This window comes from Burkholderia sp. AU18528, assembly GCF_002223215.2.
Lineage (GTDB): Bacteria > Pseudomonadota > Gammaproteobacteria > Burkholderiales > Burkholderiaceae > Burkholderia > Burkholderia semiarida.
On the sequence record NZ_NKFC02000006.1, the window covers coordinates 1,178,919 to 1,200,452 of the forward strand.

Annotated in this window: 23 protein-coding genes; 16 read left to right on the plus strand and 7 right to left on the minus strand. The window is 69.0% G+C overall.

Features of this window, described 5'->3' with window-relative positions:
• Positions 1-251 precede the first annotated feature (251 nt).
• Together CFB52_RS22155 and CFB52_RS22160 are read left to right on the plus strand one after the other, a co-directional pair.
• Positions 252-1,634, plus strand: coding sequence for an amino acid permease (locus CFB52_RS22155; RefSeq protein ID WP_099317444.1), 1,383 nt, complete (start codon positions 252-254; stop codon positions 1,632-1,634).
• A gap of 223 nt (positions 1,635-1,857) precedes the next feature.
• Positions 1,858-2,793, plus strand: a complete 936-nt coding sequence (locus tag CFB52_RS22160) for a universal stress protein (RefSeq protein ID WP_099317445.1) — start codon at positions 1,858-1,860, stop codon at positions 2,791-2,793.
• 492 nt (positions 2,794-3,285) lie between these two features.
• On the opposite strand, the gene CFB52_RS22165 is transcribed toward CFB52_RS22160, so the two are convergent.
• Complete coding sequence (locus tag CFB52_RS22165) at positions 3,286-3,720, minus strand: hypothetical protein (RefSeq protein WP_059639465.1); 435 nt, start codon at positions 3,718-3,720, stop codon at positions 3,286-3,288.
• Between the two features lie 545 nt (positions 3,721-4,265).
• On the opposite strand from CFB52_RS22165, the gene CFB52_RS22170 reads away from it, so the two are divergent.
• Both CFB52_RS22170 and CFB52_RS22175 read left to right on the plus strand, forming a co-directional pair.
• A complete protein-coding gene (locus CFB52_RS22170; RefSeq protein WP_099317446.1) occupies positions 4,266-4,520 on the plus strand; it encodes a DUF3562 domain-containing protein in 255 nt (84 codons plus the stop codon).
• 199 nt (positions 4,521-4,719) lie between these two features.
• A complete protein-coding gene (locus CFB52_RS22175; RefSeq protein WP_059639466.1) occupies positions 4,720-6,519 on the plus strand; it encodes a methyl-accepting chemotaxis protein in 1,800 nt (599 codons plus the stop codon).
• Between the two features lie 51 nt (positions 6,520-6,570).
• Here the strand turns inward: CFB52_RS22175 and CFB52_RS22180 are convergent, their stop codons facing one another.
• Together CFB52_RS22180 and CFB52_RS34310 are read right to left on the minus strand one after the other, a co-directional pair.
• A complete protein-coding gene (locus CFB52_RS22180) occupies positions 6,571-7,548 on the minus strand; it encodes a sigma-54-dependent Fis family transcriptional regulator (protein ID WP_099317447.1) in 978 nt (325 codons plus the stop codon).
• 6 nt (positions 7,549-7,554) lie between these two features.
• Positions 7,555-7,854, minus strand: coding sequence for a hypothetical protein (locus CFB52_RS34310; RefSeq protein WP_144029751.1), 300 nt, complete (start codon positions 7,852-7,854; stop codon positions 7,555-7,557).
• A 149-nt stretch (positions 7,855-8,003) separates the two neighbouring features.
• Between CFB52_RS34310 and CFB52_RS22185 the strand changes: the two genes are divergently transcribed.
• From CFB52_RS22185 to CFB52_RS22200, 4 genes are all read left to right on the plus strand, one after another.
• On the plus strand, positions 8,004-9,986 hold the full coding sequence (locus CFB52_RS22185) for an ATP-binding protein (RefSeq protein WP_099317448.1): 1,983 nt from the start codon (positions 8,004-8,006) through the stop codon (positions 9,984-9,986).
• 68 nt (positions 9,987-10,054) lie between these two features.
• Positions 10,055-10,465 (plus strand): BON domain-containing protein, encoded by a 411-nt coding sequence (locus CFB52_RS22190; protein WP_099317449.1) that lies wholly within the window; start codon positions 10,055-10,057, stop codon positions 10,463-10,465.
• An 80-nt stretch (positions 10,466-10,545) separates the two neighbouring features.
• Positions 10,546-11,091, plus strand: coding sequence for a hypothetical protein (locus tag CFB52_RS22195; RefSeq protein WP_059574409.1), 546 nt, complete (start codon positions 10,546-10,548; stop codon positions 11,089-11,091).
• 102 nt (positions 11,092-11,193) lie between these two features.
• Entirely contained in the window at positions 11,194-11,769 is a 576-nt protein-coding gene (locus tag CFB52_RS22200) for a DUF4142 domain-containing protein (RefSeq protein ID WP_306532422.1), read from the plus strand.
• Between the two features lie 22 nt (positions 11,770-11,791).
• Here CFB52_RS22200 and CFB52_RS22205 read toward each other — a convergent pair whose 3' ends face one another.
• The 3 genes from CFB52_RS22205 to CFB52_RS22215 form a co-directional block, all read right to left on the minus strand.
• Complete coding sequence (locus CFB52_RS22205; RefSeq protein ID WP_099317450.1) at positions 11,792-12,295, minus strand: PRC-barrel domain-containing protein; 504 nt, start codon at positions 12,293-12,295, stop codon at positions 11,792-11,794.
• A 100-nt stretch (positions 12,296-12,395) separates the two neighbouring features.
• A complete protein-coding gene (locus CFB52_RS22210; protein ID WP_059574406.1) occupies positions 12,396-12,827 on the minus strand; it encodes a CBS domain-containing protein in 432 nt (143 codons plus the stop codon).
• A 346-nt stretch (positions 12,828-13,173) separates the two neighbouring features.
• Entirely contained in the window at positions 13,174-13,422 is a 249-nt protein-coding gene (locus tag CFB52_RS22215) for a hypothetical protein (RefSeq protein ID WP_059574405.1), read from the minus strand.
• Positions 13,423-13,542: 120 nt separating this feature from the next.
• Between CFB52_RS22215 and CFB52_RS22220 the strand changes: the two genes are divergently transcribed.
• The 6 genes from CFB52_RS22220 (at position 13,543) to CFB52_RS22245 (ending at position 19,621) form a co-directional block, all read left to right on the plus strand.
• On the plus strand, positions 13,543-13,842 hold the full coding sequence (locus tag CFB52_RS22220) for a hypothetical protein (RefSeq protein WP_059574404.1): 300 nt from the start codon (positions 13,543-13,545) through the stop codon (positions 13,840-13,842).
• An 81-nt stretch (positions 13,843-13,923) separates the two neighbouring features.
• A complete protein-coding gene (locus tag CFB52_RS22225) occupies positions 13,924-14,121 on the plus strand; it encodes a hypothetical protein (protein WP_059574403.1) in 198 nt (65 codons plus the stop codon).
• A gap of 14 nt (positions 14,122-14,135) precedes the next feature.
• The gene (locus CFB52_RS22230; protein WP_059574402.1) at positions 14,136-14,447 is read left to right on the plus strand and encodes a hypothetical protein; all 312 of its coding nucleotides are present in this window, start codon (positions 14,136-14,138) and stop codon (positions 14,445-14,447) included.
• Positions 14,448-14,629: 182 nt separating this feature from the next.
• Positions 14,630-15,532 carry a MipA/OmpV family protein gene (locus tag CFB52_RS22235; RefSeq protein WP_180278238.1) on the plus strand — a complete coding sequence of 301 codons (903 nt, stop codon included), beginning with the start codon at positions 14,630-14,632 and terminating at the stop codon, positions 15,530-15,532.
• 97 nt (positions 15,533-15,629) lie between these two features.
• Positions 15,630-17,324, plus strand: a complete 1,695-nt coding sequence (locus tag CFB52_RS22240; RefSeq protein WP_099317451.1) for a VRR-NUC domain-containing protein — start codon at positions 15,630-15,632, stop codon at positions 17,322-17,324.
• Positions 17,321-19,621, plus strand: coding sequence for an ATP-dependent DNA helicase (locus tag CFB52_RS22245; RefSeq protein ID WP_099317452.1), 2,301 nt, complete (start codon positions 17,321-17,323; stop codon positions 19,619-19,621). Before CFB52_RS22240 ends, CFB52_RS22245 begins: the two co-directional genes overlap by 4 nt.
• A gap of 18 nt (positions 19,622-19,639) precedes the next feature.
• On the opposite strand, the gene CFB52_RS22250 is transcribed toward CFB52_RS22245, so the two are convergent.
• The gene (locus tag CFB52_RS22250; RefSeq protein ID WP_059574399.1) at positions 19,640-20,413 is read right to left on the minus strand and encodes an IclR family transcriptional regulator C-terminal domain-containing protein; all 774 of its coding nucleotides are present in this window, start codon (positions 20,411-20,413) and stop codon (positions 19,640-19,642) included.
• Between the two features lie 148 nt (positions 20,414-20,561).
• On the opposite strand from CFB52_RS22250, the gene CFB52_RS22255 reads away from it, so the two are divergent.
• Together CFB52_RS22255 and CFB52_RS34715 are read left to right on the plus strand one after the other, a co-directional pair.
• On the plus strand, positions 20,562-20,795 hold the full coding sequence (locus CFB52_RS22255; RefSeq protein WP_099317453.1) for an AbrB/MazE/SpoVT family DNA-binding domain-containing protein: 234 nt from the start codon (positions 20,562-20,564) through the stop codon (positions 20,793-20,795).
• 51 nt (positions 20,796-20,846) lie between these two features.
• Positions 20,847-21,509, plus strand: coding sequence for a hypothetical protein (locus tag CFB52_RS34715; RefSeq protein ID WP_257220611.1), 663 nt, complete (start codon positions 20,847-20,849; stop codon positions 21,507-21,509).
• Positions 21,510-21,534 lie beyond the last annotated feature (25 nt).

The following is a 21,534-nucleotide window of genomic DNA, read 5'->3' on the forward strand; positions in this document are numbered from 1 at the left end:
CACGCGCACAGCCGCGTCAGGCGGTCGACCCAGGGTGTATTCCGTGAAAGGCTATCCGTATTTCCAGATTGCTCTGGCAAATTCGGATAATCCGCAGCAATTCCAACCGAATTGACACGGCGTCCACGTCGTTTCTCATTCAGAAATCGACACCAGGGATTATTTCGTTTTCGGCTCAAAAATCGGCATGACCGGGCGCGCATTGCCATCGACACAATGACGGCGCCCCTCGTGGCTGCCAGGAGACGAATTTGAAACAACCAGAAGACCAGTTGCACCGCGGGCTGGAAGAACGGCACATCAACCTGATGGCGCTCGGTGCGACGATCGGCGTCGGCCTGTTCCTCGGCTCGGCCACCGCGATCCGCACGGCCGGCCCGGCCATCCTGCTGACCTATCTGCTCGGCGGCCTCGCGATCTTCCTGATCATGCGCGCGCTCGGCGAAATGGCGATCACCAACCCGGTCGCCGGCGCCTTCAGCCGCTATGCGCGCGACTACCTCGGCCCGTTCGCCGGTTACCTGACCGGCTGGACCTACTGGTTCGTGTGGATCGTCACCTGCATGGCGGAAATCACGGCGGTCGGCGTCTACATGCACATGTGGGTCCCGGGCGTGCCGAACTGGATCTGGGCGCTCGCGGCGTTGCTGGCGATGGGCTCGGTGAACTTCATCGCGGTCAAACTGTATGGTGAATTCGAATTCTGGTTCGCGCTGATCAAGATCGTCACGATCGTGCTGATGATCATCGGCGGCGGCTTGATGATCGCGTTCGGCATCGGCAACGGCGGTATCGCGACCGGCATCTCGAATCTGTGGTCGCACGGCGGATTCATGCCGAATGGAATCCATGGCGTGATCGCCGCGCTGCCGATCGTGATGTTCGCGTATCTCGGCGTGGAGATGCTCGGCCTCACGGCCGGCGAGGCGCGCAACCCGGAGAAGTCGCTGACGAAAGCCGTGAATTCGGTGTTCTGGCGCGTGCTGATTTTCTACATCGGCGCGCTGTTCGTGATCATGTCGCTCTATCCATGGGACCAGATCGGCACGCAGGGCAGCCCGTTCGTGATGACGTTCTCGCGGCTCGGCATTCCCGCCGCCGCCGGCATCATCAACTTCGTCGTGCTGACCGCGGCGCTGTCGTCGTGCAACAGCGGCCTGTTCAGCACCGCGCGGATGCTCTATAACCTCGCGCAGCAGGGCCAGGCGCCGACCGCCCTCGGTCGCGTGAACCGCAGCGGCGTGCCCGTGTACGGCGTGGCCGTGTCGGTCGCGCTGCTGCTGATCGGCGTGTTGCTCAACTATCTCGCGCCGCAGCACGTGTTCACGTGGCTCACGTCGGTGTCGACGTTCGGCGCGATATGGACGTGGTGCGTGATCCTGATCGCGCAGATGCGTTTTCGTCGCACGCTGTCGGCCGACAGGGTCGCGCGCCTGCCGATCCGCGTGCCGTTCTATCCGCTCGGTTCGTTCGTCGCGCTCGGCTTTCTCGCGCTGGTCGTCGTGCTGATGGCGCTCACGCCCGACACGCGCGTCGCGCTCGTGATCGGGCCGGTGTGGATCGCGCTGCTCGGCATCGCGTACGCGCTGTTGCATGCGAACCGTCCGGCCGAGTCGATGCCGACGAAGTCGTAAGCCGCGCGGGGAGGATGCCGCGCGACCGTTCGCGATCATTGATCGCGATCATGCACGCGCGGGCCGGACGGCCTATGCTGAACGAACGCATTGCTTGTCCGCGCTTCGCGTGGCACCGCGCCGGTCCCCGCGACCGCGGCGGCAGTCCGGCCGCCGCGTGCCGCTACCGCGCGAAGCGCCCGTCGTCGTTCAGCGACGACGTGCACGCACGGAGGCCTTCGCCATGCAGCCTGCCCAGCCCATCCCGACGCTCGCGCGGATCGCACTGGCCGTCGATTCGACGCCCGAATCGTTGACCGCCGCGCGTTACGTGCGCACGCTGCTGCGTCCCGGCATGCGATTGCGCATCATTTGCGCGGTCGACAATCCGCGTCTCGTGCTGCCCGACATTCCGCGCATCGACGCGCTACTCACCTCCGCGCGCGAGGACATGATGCGCGAAGCGCAGGCTACCGGCGAGCGGATCGCGGCGCTGTTCGACGACAGCGACATCGAAGTCGAACTGGCGGTCATCGATACGTCGGTCACGGGCGGCTCGGTAGCGGACGCGCTGGTGAACGATACGTCGACGTGGCATGCGGACGTGCTGGTGATCGGCGCGAATCCGCATCACGGGCTGTTGCGGCTCGTCGAAGGCGCGATGTCGGACATGCTGACGAAACGCGCGCGCTGCGCGCTGCTGATCGTGCCGGGCACCTATGGACGGCCTTCGGACGGCACGCTGCAGCGGCTGATGTTCGCGGTCGACGGCAGCGAGCCGTCGCGGCACGCGGTGCGCGTCGGCCTCGGCTTCGCGGCGCCGACGACGTTGCTGTATGCGGCGTACGTGATCGATCGCGCGGTTCGTCTGACGGATGTCGTGCCGGTACGCGCGCTCGAGGATGCGTACCGCGCGGAGGGCGAGGATGCGCTCGCGAAGGTCGGCCCGCTGTTCCATGCGACGGGCAATCCAACCAAGCGCGCCATCGTCGAAACGCGTCCGACCAGCGACGACGTGGCCCATGCGCTGATGCGCGATGCCGTGCACTGGCGGGCGGAGCTGCTGGTGGTCGGCACGCATGGCCGTCGCGGCATCGCCGCGTGGCTGATCGGCAGCGTCGCGCGGCGGGTCGCGCATCTCGCGGAAGTGCCCGTGCTGCTGGTGCGCGGCGCGGACTGAGTCGCGCATCGTGGCGGTGGAAGCGGTTCTGGATTGACTTGCATCAGAAACGCCGCGCATATCGCGTGAGACAGTGATGGAACATCCGGCGCCGCGGTCGCTCTGCCGCGCCTGCATGCGAGTGGCGATCACGGTCGCACGCGCCGCCGTCACATGTCACATCGTTTCAGGAGTCGCGCCACGTATTTGTCCGGCGCGTCATCCGACCGGGAACTCTCTGGCACGAGGGTAGGCAACCGACGGTTGCCTTGGAGGACGGGCGGGGTGGAAGTCACCCCGTCCGCTTTCCGCGTGGCCCCGTCGAATTCACTTCCCCGAACGAATGGTTTGAAACGCGGCTGCGTCGAGCGGCGCGTTGTCGCGCGCGGTCACCTCGATACGGATCGCGTCGAGCATGGCGGATGCACGGCGCGACGCCGGCGTGGCGGCCGGGTCGTGACGCGCGCGCAACCATTGCACGGCCCCGTGCCGTGCATCGGTTACGTGCGCGGATCAGAGGGTACGAAGAATCGATCGCAGGTCGTGCCGGCGGCCCGCGCCGCGTCGTACCCGCCCATGCGGACGCACGACATGCAGCGGCGCGCATGCGCTGCACGTGCGGCTGCGCAAACGATTCGCATGCGGCCAGCCCGGGCGCGCCTTGCGACGCGGCTCCGATGCGGCCGGCGCGTCGGCCGCGTTTCGCGCACACAGTGCCGCGGCGAACCGCTGCAATGCGAGGACCGAGCCCGCGACGCTCTGATACTTTTCGCGGCCGATCTGTCCGTCCAGCGTGACGAGCAATCCGGCCTCGCGTGCGAGCGCGAGCAAGGTGTCGAGGTCGTCGGACGGACGGTTGCCGGCCGACGCGGCCCGGTCGGGCAGGGCGCGCGCGTTGCCCGACGTGCGCCGCTGGCCGTCCCGGCCCGGTAAGTTGCGATGTGCCATGGTTGGTCTCCTGCGCGGAACCCCGCGTGCCGGCTCGGTGGCCGGCTGAGCGATGTTCCGGTATGAACGCCTGGTTCATGTGATCAGTATCGTGTGGCGGCGGCGCGCTGCCAAGCGGTGCGTGCTGAAGTCGTTGTCAGGAAATGGCGCGACACGTATCGGAATCCGCTGACACACGTGGCGGCCGACCGGCCGATTCGGCGCGTTCGTTCGACGAATGGACGGTACGCGCGCGGCGCGGCTTGACGCATGATTTCGGCCGGTCTAAGTTCGCGTCTGCACCGGCGTCGCATGGCGTTCCACCTGCCGTCCGTCACCAGTGCCGCGCCCCGGGGTGGCGTGGCAGGGTTTCCGGTGTCGTTCGCAGGCCATGTGCCCCCGCGAACTTCGCGGGGCCGGTCCGGAAACGGATCGGCGCGGCGGCACGCAACGTGCCGTTGATCGCGCGCAAACACGCGTCGGCGCATCGTACGCCGCGCGTCCATCCAGTCTTAAGCTTCCAGTACCGTCATCCGTTTCGTTCCTCGACCGCCAGGAGTCCGTCGATGTCCAAGGACAATTTGCTCGATTCACTGAAGGAAGCCGCCGAACGGTGCGCGATCGGCGCGGATCAGCTGCGTGCGATGCTCGACGACGAAGTGCGCGCGCTGTCGTCGGGCGCGCGCGTGCACGACTACATCCACGTATTCGCGATCCGCCATCTGCGTGAGCGGATGCGCCAGAAGGACGACCTCGACCGTGACACGCGCGCCGATGCGGCGCCCGCGGACACCGATCCGCGGCCGAGCCGTCGGCTGTAGCGGATGGCGGCCGGTTGGGGGCCAGGCGCACGGCGCGCCCGTCGCGCCAGCCATCCTGACGGTCCGCCGACAGTCGCCGGCGCCTTTCGTCATATGTTTCACTGAATCGTCACGACGACCTCAAGAAAGTGGTGCGATTTGCCGTTTACCCGGTGAATTCGTCCACCGGGCGTTCGCCCGCTCTTACCGAGTCGTTGCCATGTTTTCGTCCATTCGCGCCCGCATTCTCGCCGCGTGCGTCTCCATCGTCGTATTCGCGCTCGTCGCCACGACCCTGATCAACTATTTCATCGCACGCTCGTACAACGACGACGCGATCGACCGCAACCTGGTCTCAGTCGCGAGCGGCCACGTGGTGGGGATCGCCGACTGGGTCGCGACCCGCAGCCGGATGATCGCGTCGCTGCAGGATGCCGCGCTGACGCCCGATCCGCTGCCGGTGTTCAAGCAGATGGCCGCGGCCGGCGGCTTCACGAACGTCTATGCCGGCTATGCGGACAAGGCGTTCCACTTCTCCGACCCGACCGGCATCCCGCCCGACTACGACCCGACCGGCCGCCCGTGGTACAAGCAGGCCGCGCAGGCCGGCAAGCCGGTCGTCACGCCGCCGTACGTCGATGCCGGCACCGGCAACCTCGTCGTCACGTTCGCGGTGCCGATCCTGCGCGACGGCGCGCTGAAGGGCGTGGTCGCCGCGGACCTGTCGATGGACAGCGTGATCGCCAACGTCAAGTCGATCCGCCCGACGCCGGCGAGCTTCGGGATGCTGATCGACAGCAGCGGCCACGTCGTCGCGCACCCGGATGCGAAGCTCACGCTGAAGCCGGTCGCCGACGTATCGCCCGAACTCGGTTCGCTGGGCGTCGCATCGATCGCGGCGGCGAACGCGCCGGTCGAGGTCGGCGTCGGCGGCGACGCGAAGCTGGTGCGCGCGAAACCCGTGCCGGGCACCGACTGGTACGCGCTGGTGCTGCTCGACAAGGCCGAAGCGACGGCCGGCATGCGTTCGCTGCTGACCGCGTCGCTGATTACGCTGATCGTGATCGTCGGCGTGGCGTCGCTGATCATCGGCGCGATCACCACGACGGCATTCCGCCGCCTGTCGCAGGTGCGCCAGGCGATGGCCGCGATCGGCTCGGGCGCCGGCGACCTGACGCAGCGCCTGCCGGCCGCCGGCCGCGACGAAGTGGCCGACATCGCGCGCTCGTTCAACAGCTTCGTCGACAAGCTGAACGACGTGATGCGCCAGATCCGCGACGCGAGCGAATCGGTGCGCACGGCCGCGAACGAGATCGCGGCCGGCAACCAGGACCTGTCGTCGCGGACCGAATCGGCGGCGGCGAGCCTCGAGCAAACCGCGGCGTCGATGGAAGAGATCACCGCGACCGTCGGTCAGTCGGCCGCCGCCGCCAGCCAGGCCGACGAACGCGCAGCGGCCGCGTCGCGGATCGCGTCGCACGGCGGCGTGGTCGTGTCGGACGTCGTCGCGACGATGGGGAAGATCGAGGAAGCGTCGGGCCGGATCGGCGACATCATCGGCGTGATCGACGGGATCGCGTTCCAGACCAACATCCTCGCGCTGAACGCGGCCGTCGAAGCGGCGCGGGCGGGGGAGCAGGGCCGCGGCTTCGCGGTCGTCGCGCAGGAAGTGCGCAGCCTCGCGCAACGCAGCGCGCAGGCCGCGCGCGAAGTGAAGGTGCTGGTGGAATCGACGGTTGCGAGCGTGTCGGCCGGGTCCGGGCAGGTACGCCAGGCCGGCGACACGATGCGCGAGATCGTGTCCAACGTGGCGAACGTGACGACCATCATCTCCGAGATCACGCACGCGGCGAACGAGCAGACACGCGGTATCCAGGAAGTGAACCGCGCGGTCAGCCAGCTCGACGAAATGGTGCAGCAGAACGCGGCGCTCGTCGAACAGTCGACGGCGGCGGCCACCGCGCTGCAGTCCCAGGCGAATGCGCTGGCGACGACGGTCGGGCAGTTCAAGGTCGCCTGACGCGCCCCGTGGCCGGGTGGCTCGCGGCCCGCGCCATGCGGGCCGCGCCGCTCAAGAGCCGCCCTGGTCGCGCATCAGCGCGAGCCGGTTGTAGAGCGTCTTCAGGCTGATGCCGAGCGCCTTGGCCGTGCGCGGCTTGTTGCCATCGAAGTGACGCAACGTCTCCGCGATGAAGCGTTGCTGCACATGGTGCAGCGTCGCGCCGAGCGGCAGCGCCATCGCGCCTTCCGACGTGCTGGCGGCCGCCGGCAGCGGCTGCTTCGGCAGGGCGACGTCGATGCCTTCGTCCGACAGGATGTATGCACGCTCGATCGTATTGTGCAGTTCACGCACGTTGCCGGGCCACGAATATGCGCGCAACGCGACGATCGCCGCGTCGGTCAGCCGCTTGTGCGCGCGATGCCGCGCGTTCAGCGTGTCGACGAATTCCTGCGCGATCGTCTCGACGTCGCCGTCGCGCTGGCGCAGCGGCGGCACGTAGATCGCGAACGCGGCGAGCCGGTAGAACAGGTCCTCGCGCAACCGGCCGTCGCGCACCGCGTCGGCCGGATTGTGACGGGTGGCCGAAACGAACCGCACGTCGAGCGGAATCGATTCGGTGCCGCCCACGCGCACGATCGTGTTCGACTCGATCGCCCGCAGCAGCTTCACCTGCAGCGCCGCGGGCATTTCCGCGACCTCGTCGAGCAGCAGCGTGCCGCCGCGCGCGGCTTCGAAGAAGCCTTCACGCTGCGTGATCGCACCGGTAAAGCTGCCTTTCTCGTGCCCGAACAGATGCGCCTCGGCCAGGTCGGGCGGAATCGCGCCGCAGTTCATCGGCACGAACGGACCGTCGCGTCGCGCGCTCAGATCGTGCAGCCGCCGCGCGACGATATCCTTGCCGACCCCGCTTTCGCCGGCAATCATCACGCTCGCGCGGGTCGGCGCGATTTTCTCGATGCGGGCGAGCAGCGTGCGCATCGCGGCGGACCGGCCGGACAGCCGGCGACCGTCTGCGCGCTGCTTCGCCCGGTTGGCGGATTCACCCATAGGCGTTCACGGGCCGTTTTGAAAAACGGCATCGCACGTTCCGTTGATTGCAATATTTATCATCGACAGCGAAACGACCGCGAAGGTGCCGCCGAATAGAAAATTCCAATGTGCGCGGCGTGAGTGAAAGCAACAGGCCATCGGGTTTGTCGCCGGCCCCGGCGTGATGACGCATTCGGTCAGGACCAGCGCTTTTTTACAGAAACCCGATGAAAAAAGCGGCCGGCGACATATCGCGGCGGCGCGCCCGGCGAACCCGCCCGCCACCGGCCCGGTCGCACCGGGCGCCGGCGCGGGGCCGGCCATCGGCTGCCGCGGGCCGCGAATGCGCCGCCACCCGGGTACGTTCTTTGCTGACGCCCTCAAGCTCGCCCCGGCGCGTTCGACGGCATGCCGGATGGCCGAAAGGCGGCATTCCCCCCGCACGACGGGAGCCGGCGCGATGCAAGGATGCAATGAGGACTCTGACCCGTGAGCTGTTCCGGCAGGGTGCATGGGTCGTACTGGCCGTCGGGCTCGCGTCCGCGCTGCAGGCGTGGGCGATCCGGGCTGTCGGCGAGCACGCGCCATTTGCGCCGCTGCCTTTTTATGCCGGCGTGGCGGCTGCCGCATGGCTGACGTCGTTCGGCGGCGGTCTGGTCGCGACCGTCGCCAGCATCGGCGTGATCGCCGCATGGTGGTGGCGCGCCGCGCCGCTGGCGACGCTGCTCGCGCAAGCCGGCACGTTCGTCGCGATCGGCTTCGTCGAATGCGTGCTGGTGGCGGCCGTGAAGCCGCTGCTCGCGAACGATCGTCCGCGCGCGTTCGACGCCGCCCGCGGCGAGCCGCACCCGCCGCACCGCGAGCCTTCCACCGGCGCGGGCGTGCGCGACGACGGACTGCTGCGTCAGGTGGTCGATGCGTCGCCCGATGCGATCGTCGGGATCGACGCCGCGCGCCGCATCACCAGCTGGAATCCGGCCGCGGCACGAATCTTCGGCATCGATGCGGCGCAGGCGAGCGGACGCGACATCGTCACGATGATCGCGCCGCGCTGGTTGCGCCGGCATGCGGTGCCGGCGTCGTTCGCGGACCTGCGCGCGCCGGTCGGCCCGCTCGACGTACTCTGCGTGCGCCACGACGGCGGCCGGTTTCGCGCCACCTTCGCCGCTTCGCCTATCGTCGATGCAGAGGGCCATTGCGCGGGCCTGTCGCTGATGCTGCGCGAAGCGGGCGAACGCCGCCGCAGCGAGCGCCGCGACCTGCGTTCGCTGCGTGGCGCTCGCGACGCGCGCGTGCAGGCCGATGCGTCGAACCGGCTGAAGGACGAGCTGCTGGCCACGGTCTCGCACGAACTGCGCACGCCGCTGAACGTGATCTACGGCTGGGTCGAGGTACTGCGCAACGCCGACGGGCAGGGCTTCGCGCAACAGGCGGTCGATGCGATCGACCGCAGCGCGCGGTCGCTGTCGCACATGGTCGCCGATCTGCTCGACGCGTCGTCCCTCGCGACCGGCCGGCTGCGCCTCGAACGCGTGCCGGTCGATCTCGTGCGGATCGTGCGCGACGCGGCGCGCGAACTCGACGCGACGGCGCAGGCAAACGGGCTCGTGCTGTCGACCGAGTACGCGATGCCAGCCTGCGTGATTCCGGCGGACGGCGAACGCCTGCGCCAGGTCCTGTCGAACCTGCTGTCGAACGCGATCAAGTTCACGCCGCCGGGCGGCCGCATCAACGTGTCGCTGACGCGCGCGGGCGAACGCGTACGGTTGTCGGTCGCCGACACCGGGCAAGGTATCGCGCCGGAACGCCTGCCGCATCTGTTCGAGACGTTCAGCCGGCCGGAAGGCGCGTTCACGTCGCCGAAGCGCGGCCTCGGGCTCGGCCTGTCGATCGTGCGCAACATCGTGCAGCTGCACGGCGGCGACGTCGTCGCGACGAGCGCGGGCGCCGGGCGCGGAACGACCGTCACGGTGACGCTGCCGGCCGGCTGGGATGCCGACGATCCGGTGGAGCGGCCGGCGCGCGCGAAGGGCATGGCCAATACGGTCGCACTCGACGGTCAGCGCGTGCTGGTGGTCGACGACGACGCGACGTCGCGCACCAGCCTCGCGGCCGCGCTCGAAACGATGGGCGCGCAGGTATCGACCGCGCGTTCGGGGCACGACGCGCTCGACGCGGTGGCACGGCAGCCGCCGAGCGTCGTGCTGTCGGATCTCGCGATGCCGGACGGCGATGGCTACTGGCTGCTGGACCGGATCCGGCGCCTGCCGAACGGCGGCGGGCATCTGCCGGTCGTCGCGGTGACCGCGCACGCCGGCAAGACCGACCGGCGCCGCGTGATGGCCGCCGGGTTCGATGCGTATCTGTGCAAGCCGGTCGACATGCCCACGCTCGCGAGCGTGATCGTCGATGTCGCCCCGGACGACGCGGGCGACGCGAAGCCGCGCGAGCGGTGACGGCCAATACACGGGCGCGGCTATCCGGCCGCCTGACCGCCCCGGCCGCATACGAAAAAGGAGGCACGATGGACGCAACGGAAAGCACGCGGCGCGACGGCACGGGCGGCAAGCCGGCACGCACGCGACGCAGGACGCCGATCGGGCGGATCGCGAGCATACTGATGTTGTCGTGTGCATGGATCGCGACGCCCCGCTACGCATCGGCCGAGGAGGGCACGCGTGCGAAGCTGGCGAGCCAGGCGTCGGCCGTCGGGGGCCAGATCCGCGACGCGACGCTCGCGTCCCGCGTCAGGGCCGCGCTCGTCGCCGAACGCGGCCTGGCTTCCGGCGACATCGACGTGCAGGTTCACGACCGCGTGGTCGAATTGACGGGCAACGTGCCCGACGAGCGACAACGCGCGGCCGCGGTCCGCGTCGCGCACGACGTCAGCGGCGTGAGCGGCGTGCGCGACAAGCTGCAGCTCCGCCGGAAGTAATGTGATGCGCGGGCCAGCGCCGGGCCGATCGGGCGTCGCGCGCCCGCGACCCTGCGCGTCACCGGGCAGGAGGGTTCGACATGGACACCATCATCGCAGGCCGTTTCTCGCGGCTCGAGCAGGCGGAACGCTGCGCGGAGCAACTGCGCGGCCACGCCATCCATCGGGACGACGTGAAGGTCTTCTTTCTCAATCCACCCGGGCAGCACGCGCTGTTCTGGCTCGGCGGCGACGTCTATGCGGACTCCGCCGCGCGGCCGGGCGGCCTCGGCGCGCTGGAAGGCGTGGCCATCGGCGCGGTCGTCGGGCTCGCCGGGGCCGCGGTGCTCCATCTGGGCGGGCTTCATTCCCCGCTCGCGTGGATCGGCGTGCCGCTCGTCGGCGCCTATGTCGGCGCGTTGTGCGGCGCGCTCGGCCGGATGCGCGGCGATGCACCGGAGGGACATGGCGCACTGAAGCAATGCGAAAACGGCGTCGTGCTGGCCGCGCACGTGACGCGGCGCACGATCGCGTTCGCGGAGCGGACGATGCTCGCCGCCGGCGCGCTGTCGGTGGAGCGCACCGAGGGCGCATGGCACAACGGCGCGTGGACCGATTTCTTCACGTCGGCCCATCGTCCCGCGTGACGGGAAGCCGCGCGGCCGGCCCCGCTTCGTCGCCCGACATCGGAGGCCCGGATGAATAAAACGAACCGGACGAAACAACGCGGGCGTCGGCCGGTAGTCATCATGCTGATGGCCGCCGCCGGTGTCGGGACGTTCGCGCTGTCGGACGCGCAGGCGCCGCCCGCTTCGTCCGCGCAGGTCGCGCCGGGCGTCATCCGGCCGGGCTCGACCGCCGACGAGGCCGGCATGACGCAGCGGCCGGCCGGCATCGACGCCGAGTTCGTCGACAAGGCCGGCATGATCGGCAAGGTGCAACGACAGGCCGGCCAGCTCGCGCTCGATCGATCGTCGAACGCGGACGTGAAAGCCTTCGCCCGCCGGATGGTCGACGATCACGCGCGTATCGCAGACGAATTGCGGCATCTCGGCGCGCAGAAGGGCGTGCCGGTCCAGACGCGGATGCTCGTGGATCCGGAGGTGACGGCATTGCGAGCGAAGGACGGGCACGCATTCGATACGGCGTACGTGGCGCTGGCCGGGCCCCGCGCGCAGGAAGCGGCGGTCCGGCTCTACGAAACCGAGGCGAAAGACGGTCGCGACCCGCAGCTTCGCGCGTTCGCGGCCCGCACGCTGCCGACGTTGAACGCGCACCTGGGCGCCGCGCGGCAACTCGCGAAGACGGTGGCCACCGCGCACTGACCCGCATTGCGGCGGGTGCGCTTCAGTGCTGCCGTGTGCCGTCTTCAGGGCCGCCGGGGGATGCCTCGTACGGCGGCGAATCGAGCGCCGTTTCGCCTTCCTCGATCAGCCAGTAAGGCGAGCTGCCGTAGTACGCATGCAGCGCTTCGGCCCATTCGGGGTCGGCCATCGCGGGCCATCGGCTCTTGTCGAAGCCGGGCGCCTCGCGCACGCGCGCGGTGTCGACCGGCAGCACGAAGCATTGGCGCTCGGCGTCGAGAACGAGCGCGTTCCACGGCACCGCGAGCAGCTTGTCGCCAATCCCGAGCAAGCCGCCCGACGACACGACCGCGTACGCGATCCGTCCCGCGCGTACGTCGAGCATGATGTGGCTCACCTTGCCGATGTCGTCGCCGTCCATCGTCAGCACGCGATCGTCTTCGAGCGTGCGCGCGGCCATCACGTCGGGCCCCGGCCCGCCGGCGGCCGTGCGCGGGTTCGAGCCGACGATGCGCGCGGCGTCGCGCGACGGTTTGTCCGTTGTCATCGAAACCTCCTGGTCGAAGCGGCGCCGCGGTCCGCGCGCAAATTCATCGCGCGGTACGGCGCCGGGGGAGCGGGGCGCGCGGAATGATGAAGGATGCCGGTCAGCGGCGGCGCGGCAGCGATACGTCCTCGAGCGTATTGGCCAGCTCGTCGCGCGCCGGGCCGCCCGCGCGCGTCGCGATGTCGCCGAGCGACACCATGCCGACCAGCTTCCGGCTGCGATCGAGCACCGGCAGCCGGTGCAACTGCACGTCGGCCATCCGCTGCTGAATGTCGCCGACGCCGTCGTCTTCCACGCACCACTGCACGGGTCTGGACGCCACCGCGTGCACCGGCGTATCGGGCGAATGACCGTGCGACAGCGCCCGCACCGCCAGATCGCGGTCGGTCACGATCGCGACGAGCTCGGTGCCCTCGCACACGGGCAGCACGCCGATGTCGAAGCGCTGCATCAATTCGGCCGCACGGCGAATCGTGTCGGTCGGTGCGACGCATACTACGTCGCGCGACATGATCTCGTTGACGCGATACATGAACGTCTCCTTCGTGAGCGGATCGAGGCGGGAGCAGGCCGCGTGCCGCGCGCGATGCGCGCACGCGGGGCCCGGACGGCCGGAGGACGGAGAAATTTGCCAGCCCGCTTGTACATCTTCCACGGCGGCCGCCGCCTCGCGGCAGGGGCATCAACGCGGGACGTCAGTGGCCAATCCCCGTCATCGTGACGATCGCCAGCACCACCGCGCTTTCGATCGCGGCCAGTGCCGCGACGCCGGCCGCGCCACTGATTTCATGCCATCTGCGTTCAAGGACTTTCATCGAATCGCTCCTGATTTCGCCGGCCCGCGCATGCGCTGCCGCACCGCGGGCCGGGTGCCGCCGTCAGCCGTGATCGGGTGGCGGTGAAGGGACGTGCGGCGCGCGACGTTCGTGCTCGCCGGACGGCTTGGCGGGGTCGATACGGGTCGCACCGCCGACGGCGGGCGGATCGCTGGCCGGGAACGTCTCCTCGAGCCCTTCGTCGATGCGCTCCTCCGTCTTGTCTTCGGACGGCGGGCGCGACGTGGCGAGCCGGAGCACTCCGGCAACCGGTGACACGGCGTCGCGGCGGCCGGTGGCGTGAACGATCATGGTCGGACCTCCTTGTCGATGAGAAGCGCAAGCGGCGTACCCGCGGCGCACGCGGCACGGCGCTTGCAAGCCGGCCAGGACGGCCGGGCACGCGTCCGGTCTGGACGAGAGGACATCGCGATGAATGCAGCCAGGGAAAGGATACGTTACGACGCGAACGTATGCGGCGGCGATTTCGGCCACGTGCGCGAGCGTTTCGATACGTGGAAGCGCGAATCGCGGGTCTACCGGCCGGAGCGGCGCATGTTCGACGGCAAGGACGAAGTGCGCGAGCTGAACGACGTCGTCTACGACAGCCCGGAGCGGGCCCAGCAGGCGCTGGTCGCGCAATGCGAACCGTCCGACCCGTTCGCGCTCGCCGTGCAACTGTCCGCCGAGGGGCGCACGATGTGGCTCGTCATGGCCGCTTACGACGATTGAACGGAACAGCGCGAGAGCGGGCACGGCGCTTGCGGGGCTCGCCTCGCCATCGAGATGCGCGCGCCGTCGCGCAGGAGTGACATGAAGACGCCATCCATGCTGCACCGCCCCGAACCGACGACACCCGACGTCGAACCGGATCCGCCGCCGCCCGGGCACGACGACCCGGTCGACCCGCCCGTGCCCGACGGGCTGCCGCAGGGCGACCCGCCGTCGAACCCGCCGCCGATGCGGATGCCGCCCGGGGCAGTGCGCCACCACCGGCCGCGCGAACACTGAAAAGGAGGACCGTCATGGACATTCACGTGCAATCGCCAGACAAGCGCGCGATCGCTCAGGTACTGGGCCGCTATTTCGAATCGCGTTCGCTGCACTATCACATCGAGGAATTGCCGGGCGGCGTGCTGCAGATCGGCTTTCGCGCGAGCGGCCGCCCGGTCGCCGTGACCGTTTCGTTCGACGATGTCGCGTACGACACCTTTACGCACTGGGACGCCAGCCAGAAGCAGTTGGCGCTCGGCCGGCTCGCCGACGGTTTCTCCCGGATGATGTCGACGCGCAGTCCGGCCGCGCTCGCCGGCGACTATCACGTCGAGCGTTTCTGATTCCGCAATCATCCGCCGGCTCATGCCGGCTTCCGGCAAAGTGCCCGCATACAGCGGGCGCTTTGCGTCTGTGCGCGCGTCGCGTAGGATGTCCATTAATTCAGCGCATGCTACGTTCGCGCCGCAGGCTGCGTGCCGTTGCAGCCGACGAAGCGCGACGCGCTTTCCCTCAGGTTCCTTTCATGCAACCGACGGAGACCGCCTTGACCCCTGTTGCTCGCCTGTTGCTGTCCCCCGGCGCACGCCGGTTCGTATCCAGCCTGTCGGCATTCGCGGCGCTCGCCGCCGCCGGCGCCCGCGACGCGTCGGCCCAGACGCCTTCGCCGCTCGGCGAATGGCAATACACGGCGGGCGTGCCGCTGCGCAAACTCTTCAATCCGAATATCCCGACCTGGCAGGTCAGCGTCGGCGCCGCGATGACGCTGCAGCCGCGCTATGCGGGCTCCGACCGCTATCGCGTGATGGGCGGCCCGAATTTCGATATCCGCTATCGCGACCTGTTCTTCCTGTCGACCGGCGAGGGGCTCGGCGCGAACGTGCTGCGCGGGCCGAACTGGCGCGTGAGTTTGTCGGTCGGCTATGACCTCGGGCGCCGTTCGGCCGATGATCTCGGCCATCTGAACGGTCTCGACAACATCAATGCGGCGCCCGTGATGAAGCTCGCGGCCGACTACGTGGTCTCGAAGGATTTCCCGCTCGTGCTGCGCGCGGACGTGCGGCGCAGCATCGGCGGGTCGAACGGCTGGACCGGCGATTTTTCCGCGTACATGCCGATGCCCGGCAGCAACGAACACTTCTTCTGGTTCGCGGGGCCCACCGTGTCGTTCGCCGATTCCCGCTACATGAACAGCTGGTTCGGCGTGAACCAGGGGGCGGCGGCGCGCTCGGGGCTGCCGGCCTATTCGTCCGGGGCCGGGATCAAGTCGGCCGGCGTGGGCGTGACGATGGTGTGGTTCGTGAACAAGCACTGGTTCGTCACGATGGACGGCGCGCTCGAGCAGCTCGTCGGCCGCGCGGCGCGCAGCCCGATCACGCAGCAGTCGACCAACGGCGTGTTCGACATGTCGGTGAATTACCAGTTCTGACCGAAGCCGGGGCAGCGGAACGGCGATACCGTATGCGGCATTGCCTGTCACATTTGCTATGATTGCGACCTGTACAAACGTACAGTGATCGATCCCCGTGACGCCTGCTTCGCCGACGCCTCCGGCGTTTTACTATCTGACCAATTTCGAACGCGCGCTGGCCTGGCTCGGCGAGCGTTACGACGACCTGTTCGACGCGCACGAGCATGCGTTCGTCCGGCAGTTCGCGGCGCTGCCGCAGGCGTCGCGCGCGCTGCTCGTGCGGATGCTGATGCGCAATGGCTCGGATTTCCGCGCGAGCAAGCTCGTGTACGACGAGATCGGCTGCACGCTCGACGCCGCCGCGCCGCTCGTCGCGCTCGGCTGGGTCGATCCGGCGCCCGCGCTCACGCTCGACGAGCTGTTCGCGCTGTCGACCAAGGCCGATCTGCTGCGCATCTTTCCGTCGCTCGCCGCGCATGCTGGCGAGCGCAAGGCCGACTGGCTCGAACGGCTGAGGCCCGCGCACGACGTCGCGCAAACGCTCGACGCGTGGTGCGCGCAGGCCGACGACCGCGTGCTGCGCGTGACGGTCGGCCCGCTGTGCGAACGGCTGCGGCTGATGTTCTTCGGCAATCTGCATCAAGACTGGAGCGAGTTCGTGCTCGCAGATCTCGGCGTATTCCAGTACGAAAGCGTGCCGATCGCGCCGTCGTCGCGCGCGTTCCAGCAGCGTGGCGACGTCGATGCATATCTCGCGCTGCAGATGTGCCGCGACGCGCTCGACGCATGGCCCGACGATCTGCCGTTCGACGATCTGATCCGCGCGCTGGACGCGGTCGACTGTGCGCAGCCGTGGCTCGCGACGCGCCGCGCGAAGCTGCTGTTCGCGCTGGGCCAGGCATGCGAACGCCGTGCCGACTGGTGCGCCGCGCTCGACGCGTACACGCGCAGCGCATGGCCCGGCAGCCGCCATCGGCGCATCCGCGTACTCGAACGCTGCGGGCGCGACGGCGACGCGCTCGCGCTGGCGCTCGACGCGCGCGGCGGCTTCGAGAGCGACGAGGAGCGCCAGCGCGTCGAGCGCATGCTGCCGCGCCTGCAGCGCCGCGCCGGCCAGCGGGTCGAACGCGCGGCCGCCGCCGCGGCGGTCCCGCGCGAGACGCTCGTGCTCGCGCGTCCCGACGCCTCCGTCAGCGTCGAATTCGCGGTGCGCGACCATCTCGCGCAGCCGGCGTCGCCGGTCCACTACGTCGAAAACACGCTGATCAATTCGCTGTTCGGGCTGCTGTGCTGGGAACCCGTGTTCGCGGCGGTGCCCGGCGCGTTCTTTCACCCGTTCCAGCGCGGCCCGGCCGACCTGCACGCGCCCGATTTCGCCGCGCGTCGCGCGGCGGCCTTCGACGCGTGCTTCGCGCAGCTCGATTCGGGCGCGTACCGCGACACGATCCGTCGGCATTTCGCGACGAAGGCCGGCGTGCAGTCGCCGTTCGTGTTCTGGGGCGTGCTGACCGACGCGTTGCTCGACGAAGCGCTCGCGTGCCTGCCGCCCGAGCACCTGCGGCTGTGGTTCACGCGCCTGCTCGCGGATATCCGCGGCAACCGGTCCGGCTTGCCCGATCTCGTGCGCTTCTGGCCCGACGAACGACGCTACGAGCTGATCGAGGTGAAGGGCCCCGGCGACCGGCTGCAGGACAACCAGACGCGCTGGCTCGCCTACTGCCTCGCGCACCGCATGCCGGTGCGCGTCGTCGACGTCGAGTGGGCCGGCGAGGGCGTCGCGCACGCCGAGGCGGCGGGGTTGTCCGCATGAGCTACGTCGTCGCGGTGCGGGCGATGTGCGAGTTCACCGCGCGGCGCGGCGATCTCGACCTGCGCTTCACGCCCGCGCCGACCGCGCTCGAAGGCATCGCCGGCCACGGCGCGGTCACGTCGAAGCGCGGCGCGCGCTACGAAACCGAGATCGCGCTGACGGGCACGTGGGGCATGCTCACCGTGCGCGGCCGCGCGGACGGCTACGATCCCGTGGCGAACCGGCTCGAGGAAATCAAGACCTACCGCGGCAGCCTTGATGCGATGCCGGCCAACCACCGCGCGCTGCACTGGGCGCAGGCGAAGGTCTATGCGCACCTGATGTGCGCTGCGCGCGATCTGAAGGAAATCGACGTCGCGCTCGTGTATTTCGACATCGTCTCCGAGCGCGAGACCGTGTTGACGGAAACGCTCGATGCCGGCGCGCTCGCGACGTTCTTCGCCGAGCAGTGCGCGTGCTTCGTCGGCTGGGCCGAACGCGAGACGGCCCATCGCGCCGCGCGCGACGCGGCGCTGCGCGCGCTCGCGTTTCCACATGGGCAGTTCCGCAGCGGCCAGCGCGAGCTGGCGGTGGCCGTCTATCGCGCGGCACGCGACGAACGCTGCCTGATGGCGCAGGCGCCGACCGGCATCGGCAAGACGCTCGGCACCGTGTTTCCGTTGCTGAAGGCCTGCGGCGAGGGCGAACTCGATCATGTATTTTTCCTGACTGCGAAAACACCCGGCCGCGCGCTCGCGCTCGAAGCGGCGACGACGCTCGGCGCCGGCACGCCCGCTTTGCCGCTGCGTGTGCTAGAACTCGTCGCGCGCGACAAGGCGTGCGAGCATCCGGACAACGCGTGCCACGGCGAATCGTGCCCGCTCGCGAAGGGCTTCTACGACCGGCTGCCGGCCGCGCGCGATGCGGCGATCGAGGCCGGGCTGCTCGATCGCGAGACCGTGCGCGCCGCCGCGCTCGCGCACGACGTCTGTTCGTACTACCTGGCGCAGGAGCTCGCGCGCTGGTCGGACATGATGATCGGCGATTACAACTACTACTACGACGGCAGCGCGATGCTGCATACGCTCGCGCAGCAGAACCAGTGGCGCGTCGGCGTGCTCGTGGACGAAGCGCACAACCTGCTCGACCGCGCCCGCAAGATGTACAGCGCGTCGCTCGATCCATTCGCGTTCGCGGCCGCGCGCGAAGCCGCGCCCGCCGCACTGCGCAAGGCATTCGACCGGCTCGCCCGCGCGTGGGGGACGCTCAATCGCGCGCAGGCGGAGCGCTATGCCGCCTATCCCGAGGTGCCGGGCCCGATCGTGTCGGCCGTGCAGAACCTCGTCGCGGCGATCGGCGAACACCTGACCGACGCGCCTCGCGCGAACGGCGACGCGCTGCTGCGTTTTCATTTCGAGGCGATCCAGTTCGGCGTGCTGGCCGAGGCGTTCGACAGCGCGTCGATCTTCGACGCGACGCTGCATGGCGAACCGATGCCGCGCCAACCGGCGCTCGACGGCGTCGCGACGGCCGGCCGCCGGCGCCGTGTCCAGTCGACGCTGTGCGTGCGCAACGTGATCCCGGCCGGCTTCCTCGCGCCGCGCTACGAAGCCGCGCGCGCGACCGTGCTGTTCTCGGGCACGCTGAGCCCGTTCCATTTCTATCGCGACACGCTCGGGCTGCCAGGCGATACCGGCTGGCTCGACGTCGACGGGCCGTTCCGCGCCGAACAACTGACGGTGCGCGTCGCGAGCCACGTGTCGACGCGCTGGCGCGACCGCGATCGTTCGCTCGAACCAATCGCCGACCTGATCGCCGCGCAATACGCGGCACGGCCCGGCAACTATCTCGGCTTCCTGAGCAGCTTCGACTACCTCGGGCGTGTGGTCGCGCTGATGCAGACGCGCCATCCGGACGTCCCCGTGTGGGCGCAGGTGGCCGGCATGGCCGAAAGCGAGCGCGACGCGTTTCTCGCGCGCTTCGACGCGGGCGGACGCGGCGTCGGCTTCGCGGTGCTGGGCGGCGCGTTCTCGGAAGGCGTCGACCTGGTCGGCGAGCGGTTGATCGGCGCGTTCATCGCGACGCTCGGGCTGCCGCAGGTCAACGACATCAACGAGCAGATGCGGCGCGCGATGGACGCGCGCTTCGGCAACGGTTACGACTACATGTACCTGTATCCGGGGCTGCAGAAGGTCGTGCAGGCGGCCGGGCGCGTGATCCGCACCGAGCACGACGAGGGCGTCGTGCATCTGATCGACGACCGTTACCGGCGGCGCGAAGTGCGCGATCTGCTGCCGCGGTGGTGGCGGATCGGGTGACGGCGGCGGCACCGGCTGCTACAGCACGTTGAGCATCGCGAGCGCGGCTTCCTGCAGATGCGGCAGCACGCGCCGCACGGCCGCGTCGGTCGTCTCCGCGCCGATCGGCATGTTCGTGCTCAGCGCGGCGACGACTTCGCCGTGACGGTTCTTCAGCGGCACCGCGATCCCGCGTACGCCGACCTGCAATTGCTGCTCGATCGCCGCGTAGCCGGCTTCGCGCGCCCGGTCGACCTGTTCGAGCAGCCGCGCCTTGTTGGTGATCGTGTGCGGCGTGAACGGCGCCAGCTCGGTCTCGTCGAGCCACGCGCGCACGGCTTCGCGATCGGGATGATGGGCGAGCAGGACGACACCGGGCGACGTCAGCGGCGCCGGCACACGCGCGCCGAGCACGAAGCCCGTCGTCATCACGCGCGACACGCCGTTGCGCGCGATGAACACGAGCTCCCAGCCGTCGAGCACGCTGACGTACGCCGATTCGTTCAGCGACGCGCTCAACTGCTGCAGATAAGGCTGGACCGTGCGCGGCAGGCGCGCCGAATCGAAATACGACCAGCCGACCCGCAGCACGCGCGGCGTGAGGCCATACAGCTTGCCGTCGGTGTACACGTAGCCGAGCGATTCCAGCGTCAGCAGGTAGCGCCGCGCGGCCGTGCGCGTGAGGCCGGTGCGCGCGGCGGCTTGCGTGGGCGTCATGCGCGCGTGCTGGCTGTCGAAGGCCTCCAGGATCATCAGGCCTTTTTCGAGGCCGGCAATCCAGTCGCGTCGGTCGAGGTCGGGCTTTTTCGTCATCACGGGTGGGCGGTGGCGCGCGGTGTTCGCGCGGGAGTGGGCGATTATCGCGCGAGTTGTGGGGGAGCGGGAGGTCGGTTGATCCGCCATCCTTGCCCGTGGGATAGGGGCCGATATAGAGTCGGCGACATCCATTCAAGGAGGACGTATGCGGGTTGCAAAGTGGGGGAATAGTCTGGCCGTGCGCCTTCCGGCCGGTCTGGTCGACGCGTTGGGGCTACGTGAAGGCGACGAAGTCGAAATAGTCGTTCACCATGCCGGTGCTTTGGCCGCGAGCCGCCACGCGAGCCCCGAAGCGCTTCTGCTGCCGTTGAGGCGTTTCAGAGGCAAGCTGCCGGGCGATTTCAGGTTCAGGCGGAACGACGCAAACGAGCCGGATTGAGTCGACCCATTCAAGCGCCGGAACGCGCCTGCGGCGCCGCCCAGCTTACTTGTGTTCGTGCCAGAGCGCGGCAATGCGCCATCGGGCGTCGATCACGCACCACTGCTCAACGAAATCGAAGCGGGAATCGATTGCCTGATCGATCCGTACCGATCCGATGCCCGTTATCGTCGCGCACCGTCCGCGCGTAACGATTTGCATGGTTTCGTCCCGATATGCGATAGCCGGTCTGTCCGGTGTGCGTTCGGCCGCTACGACGCGCATTCGCGCAAGAAATTGCGCTTTCGGGCGAATGCGAGCTTCGTGCCGGACAAAGAAATGCGGGCTCGCGACGAAATCGAGTTGTTCGACATCGGCGTGACGATACGCGTCGATCCAGACGTCGCGCATCTGCGCCAGGGTGAATCGGGGTTCCATAGGCTGTGCATTTTCGTGCTGGAGGGAGGATGTGCGGTTTTTTGCACTTTCCGCCGGATCAGGAAAGCAGGCTATGGCCGGGCTCACGTTTCGGCAATTGGACGGGTCCGAATCTGGTTTTCCGCGAGCGGGAAAAGCCGGCGGGTCGCGGGAGTAGACGTCCCGATGACGCATCGTCAGGCTGACGCCGACTACGGGAAAAGGCGTGAAGCAGCACGCAGCGTGCTGACGCGGACTGATGGCAACCGATGGCAGAACGCCGCGCGGCCGCGCATGGAAACGGCCGATACGGCATGAAAAGCGGACGAACCGGATGCGACGC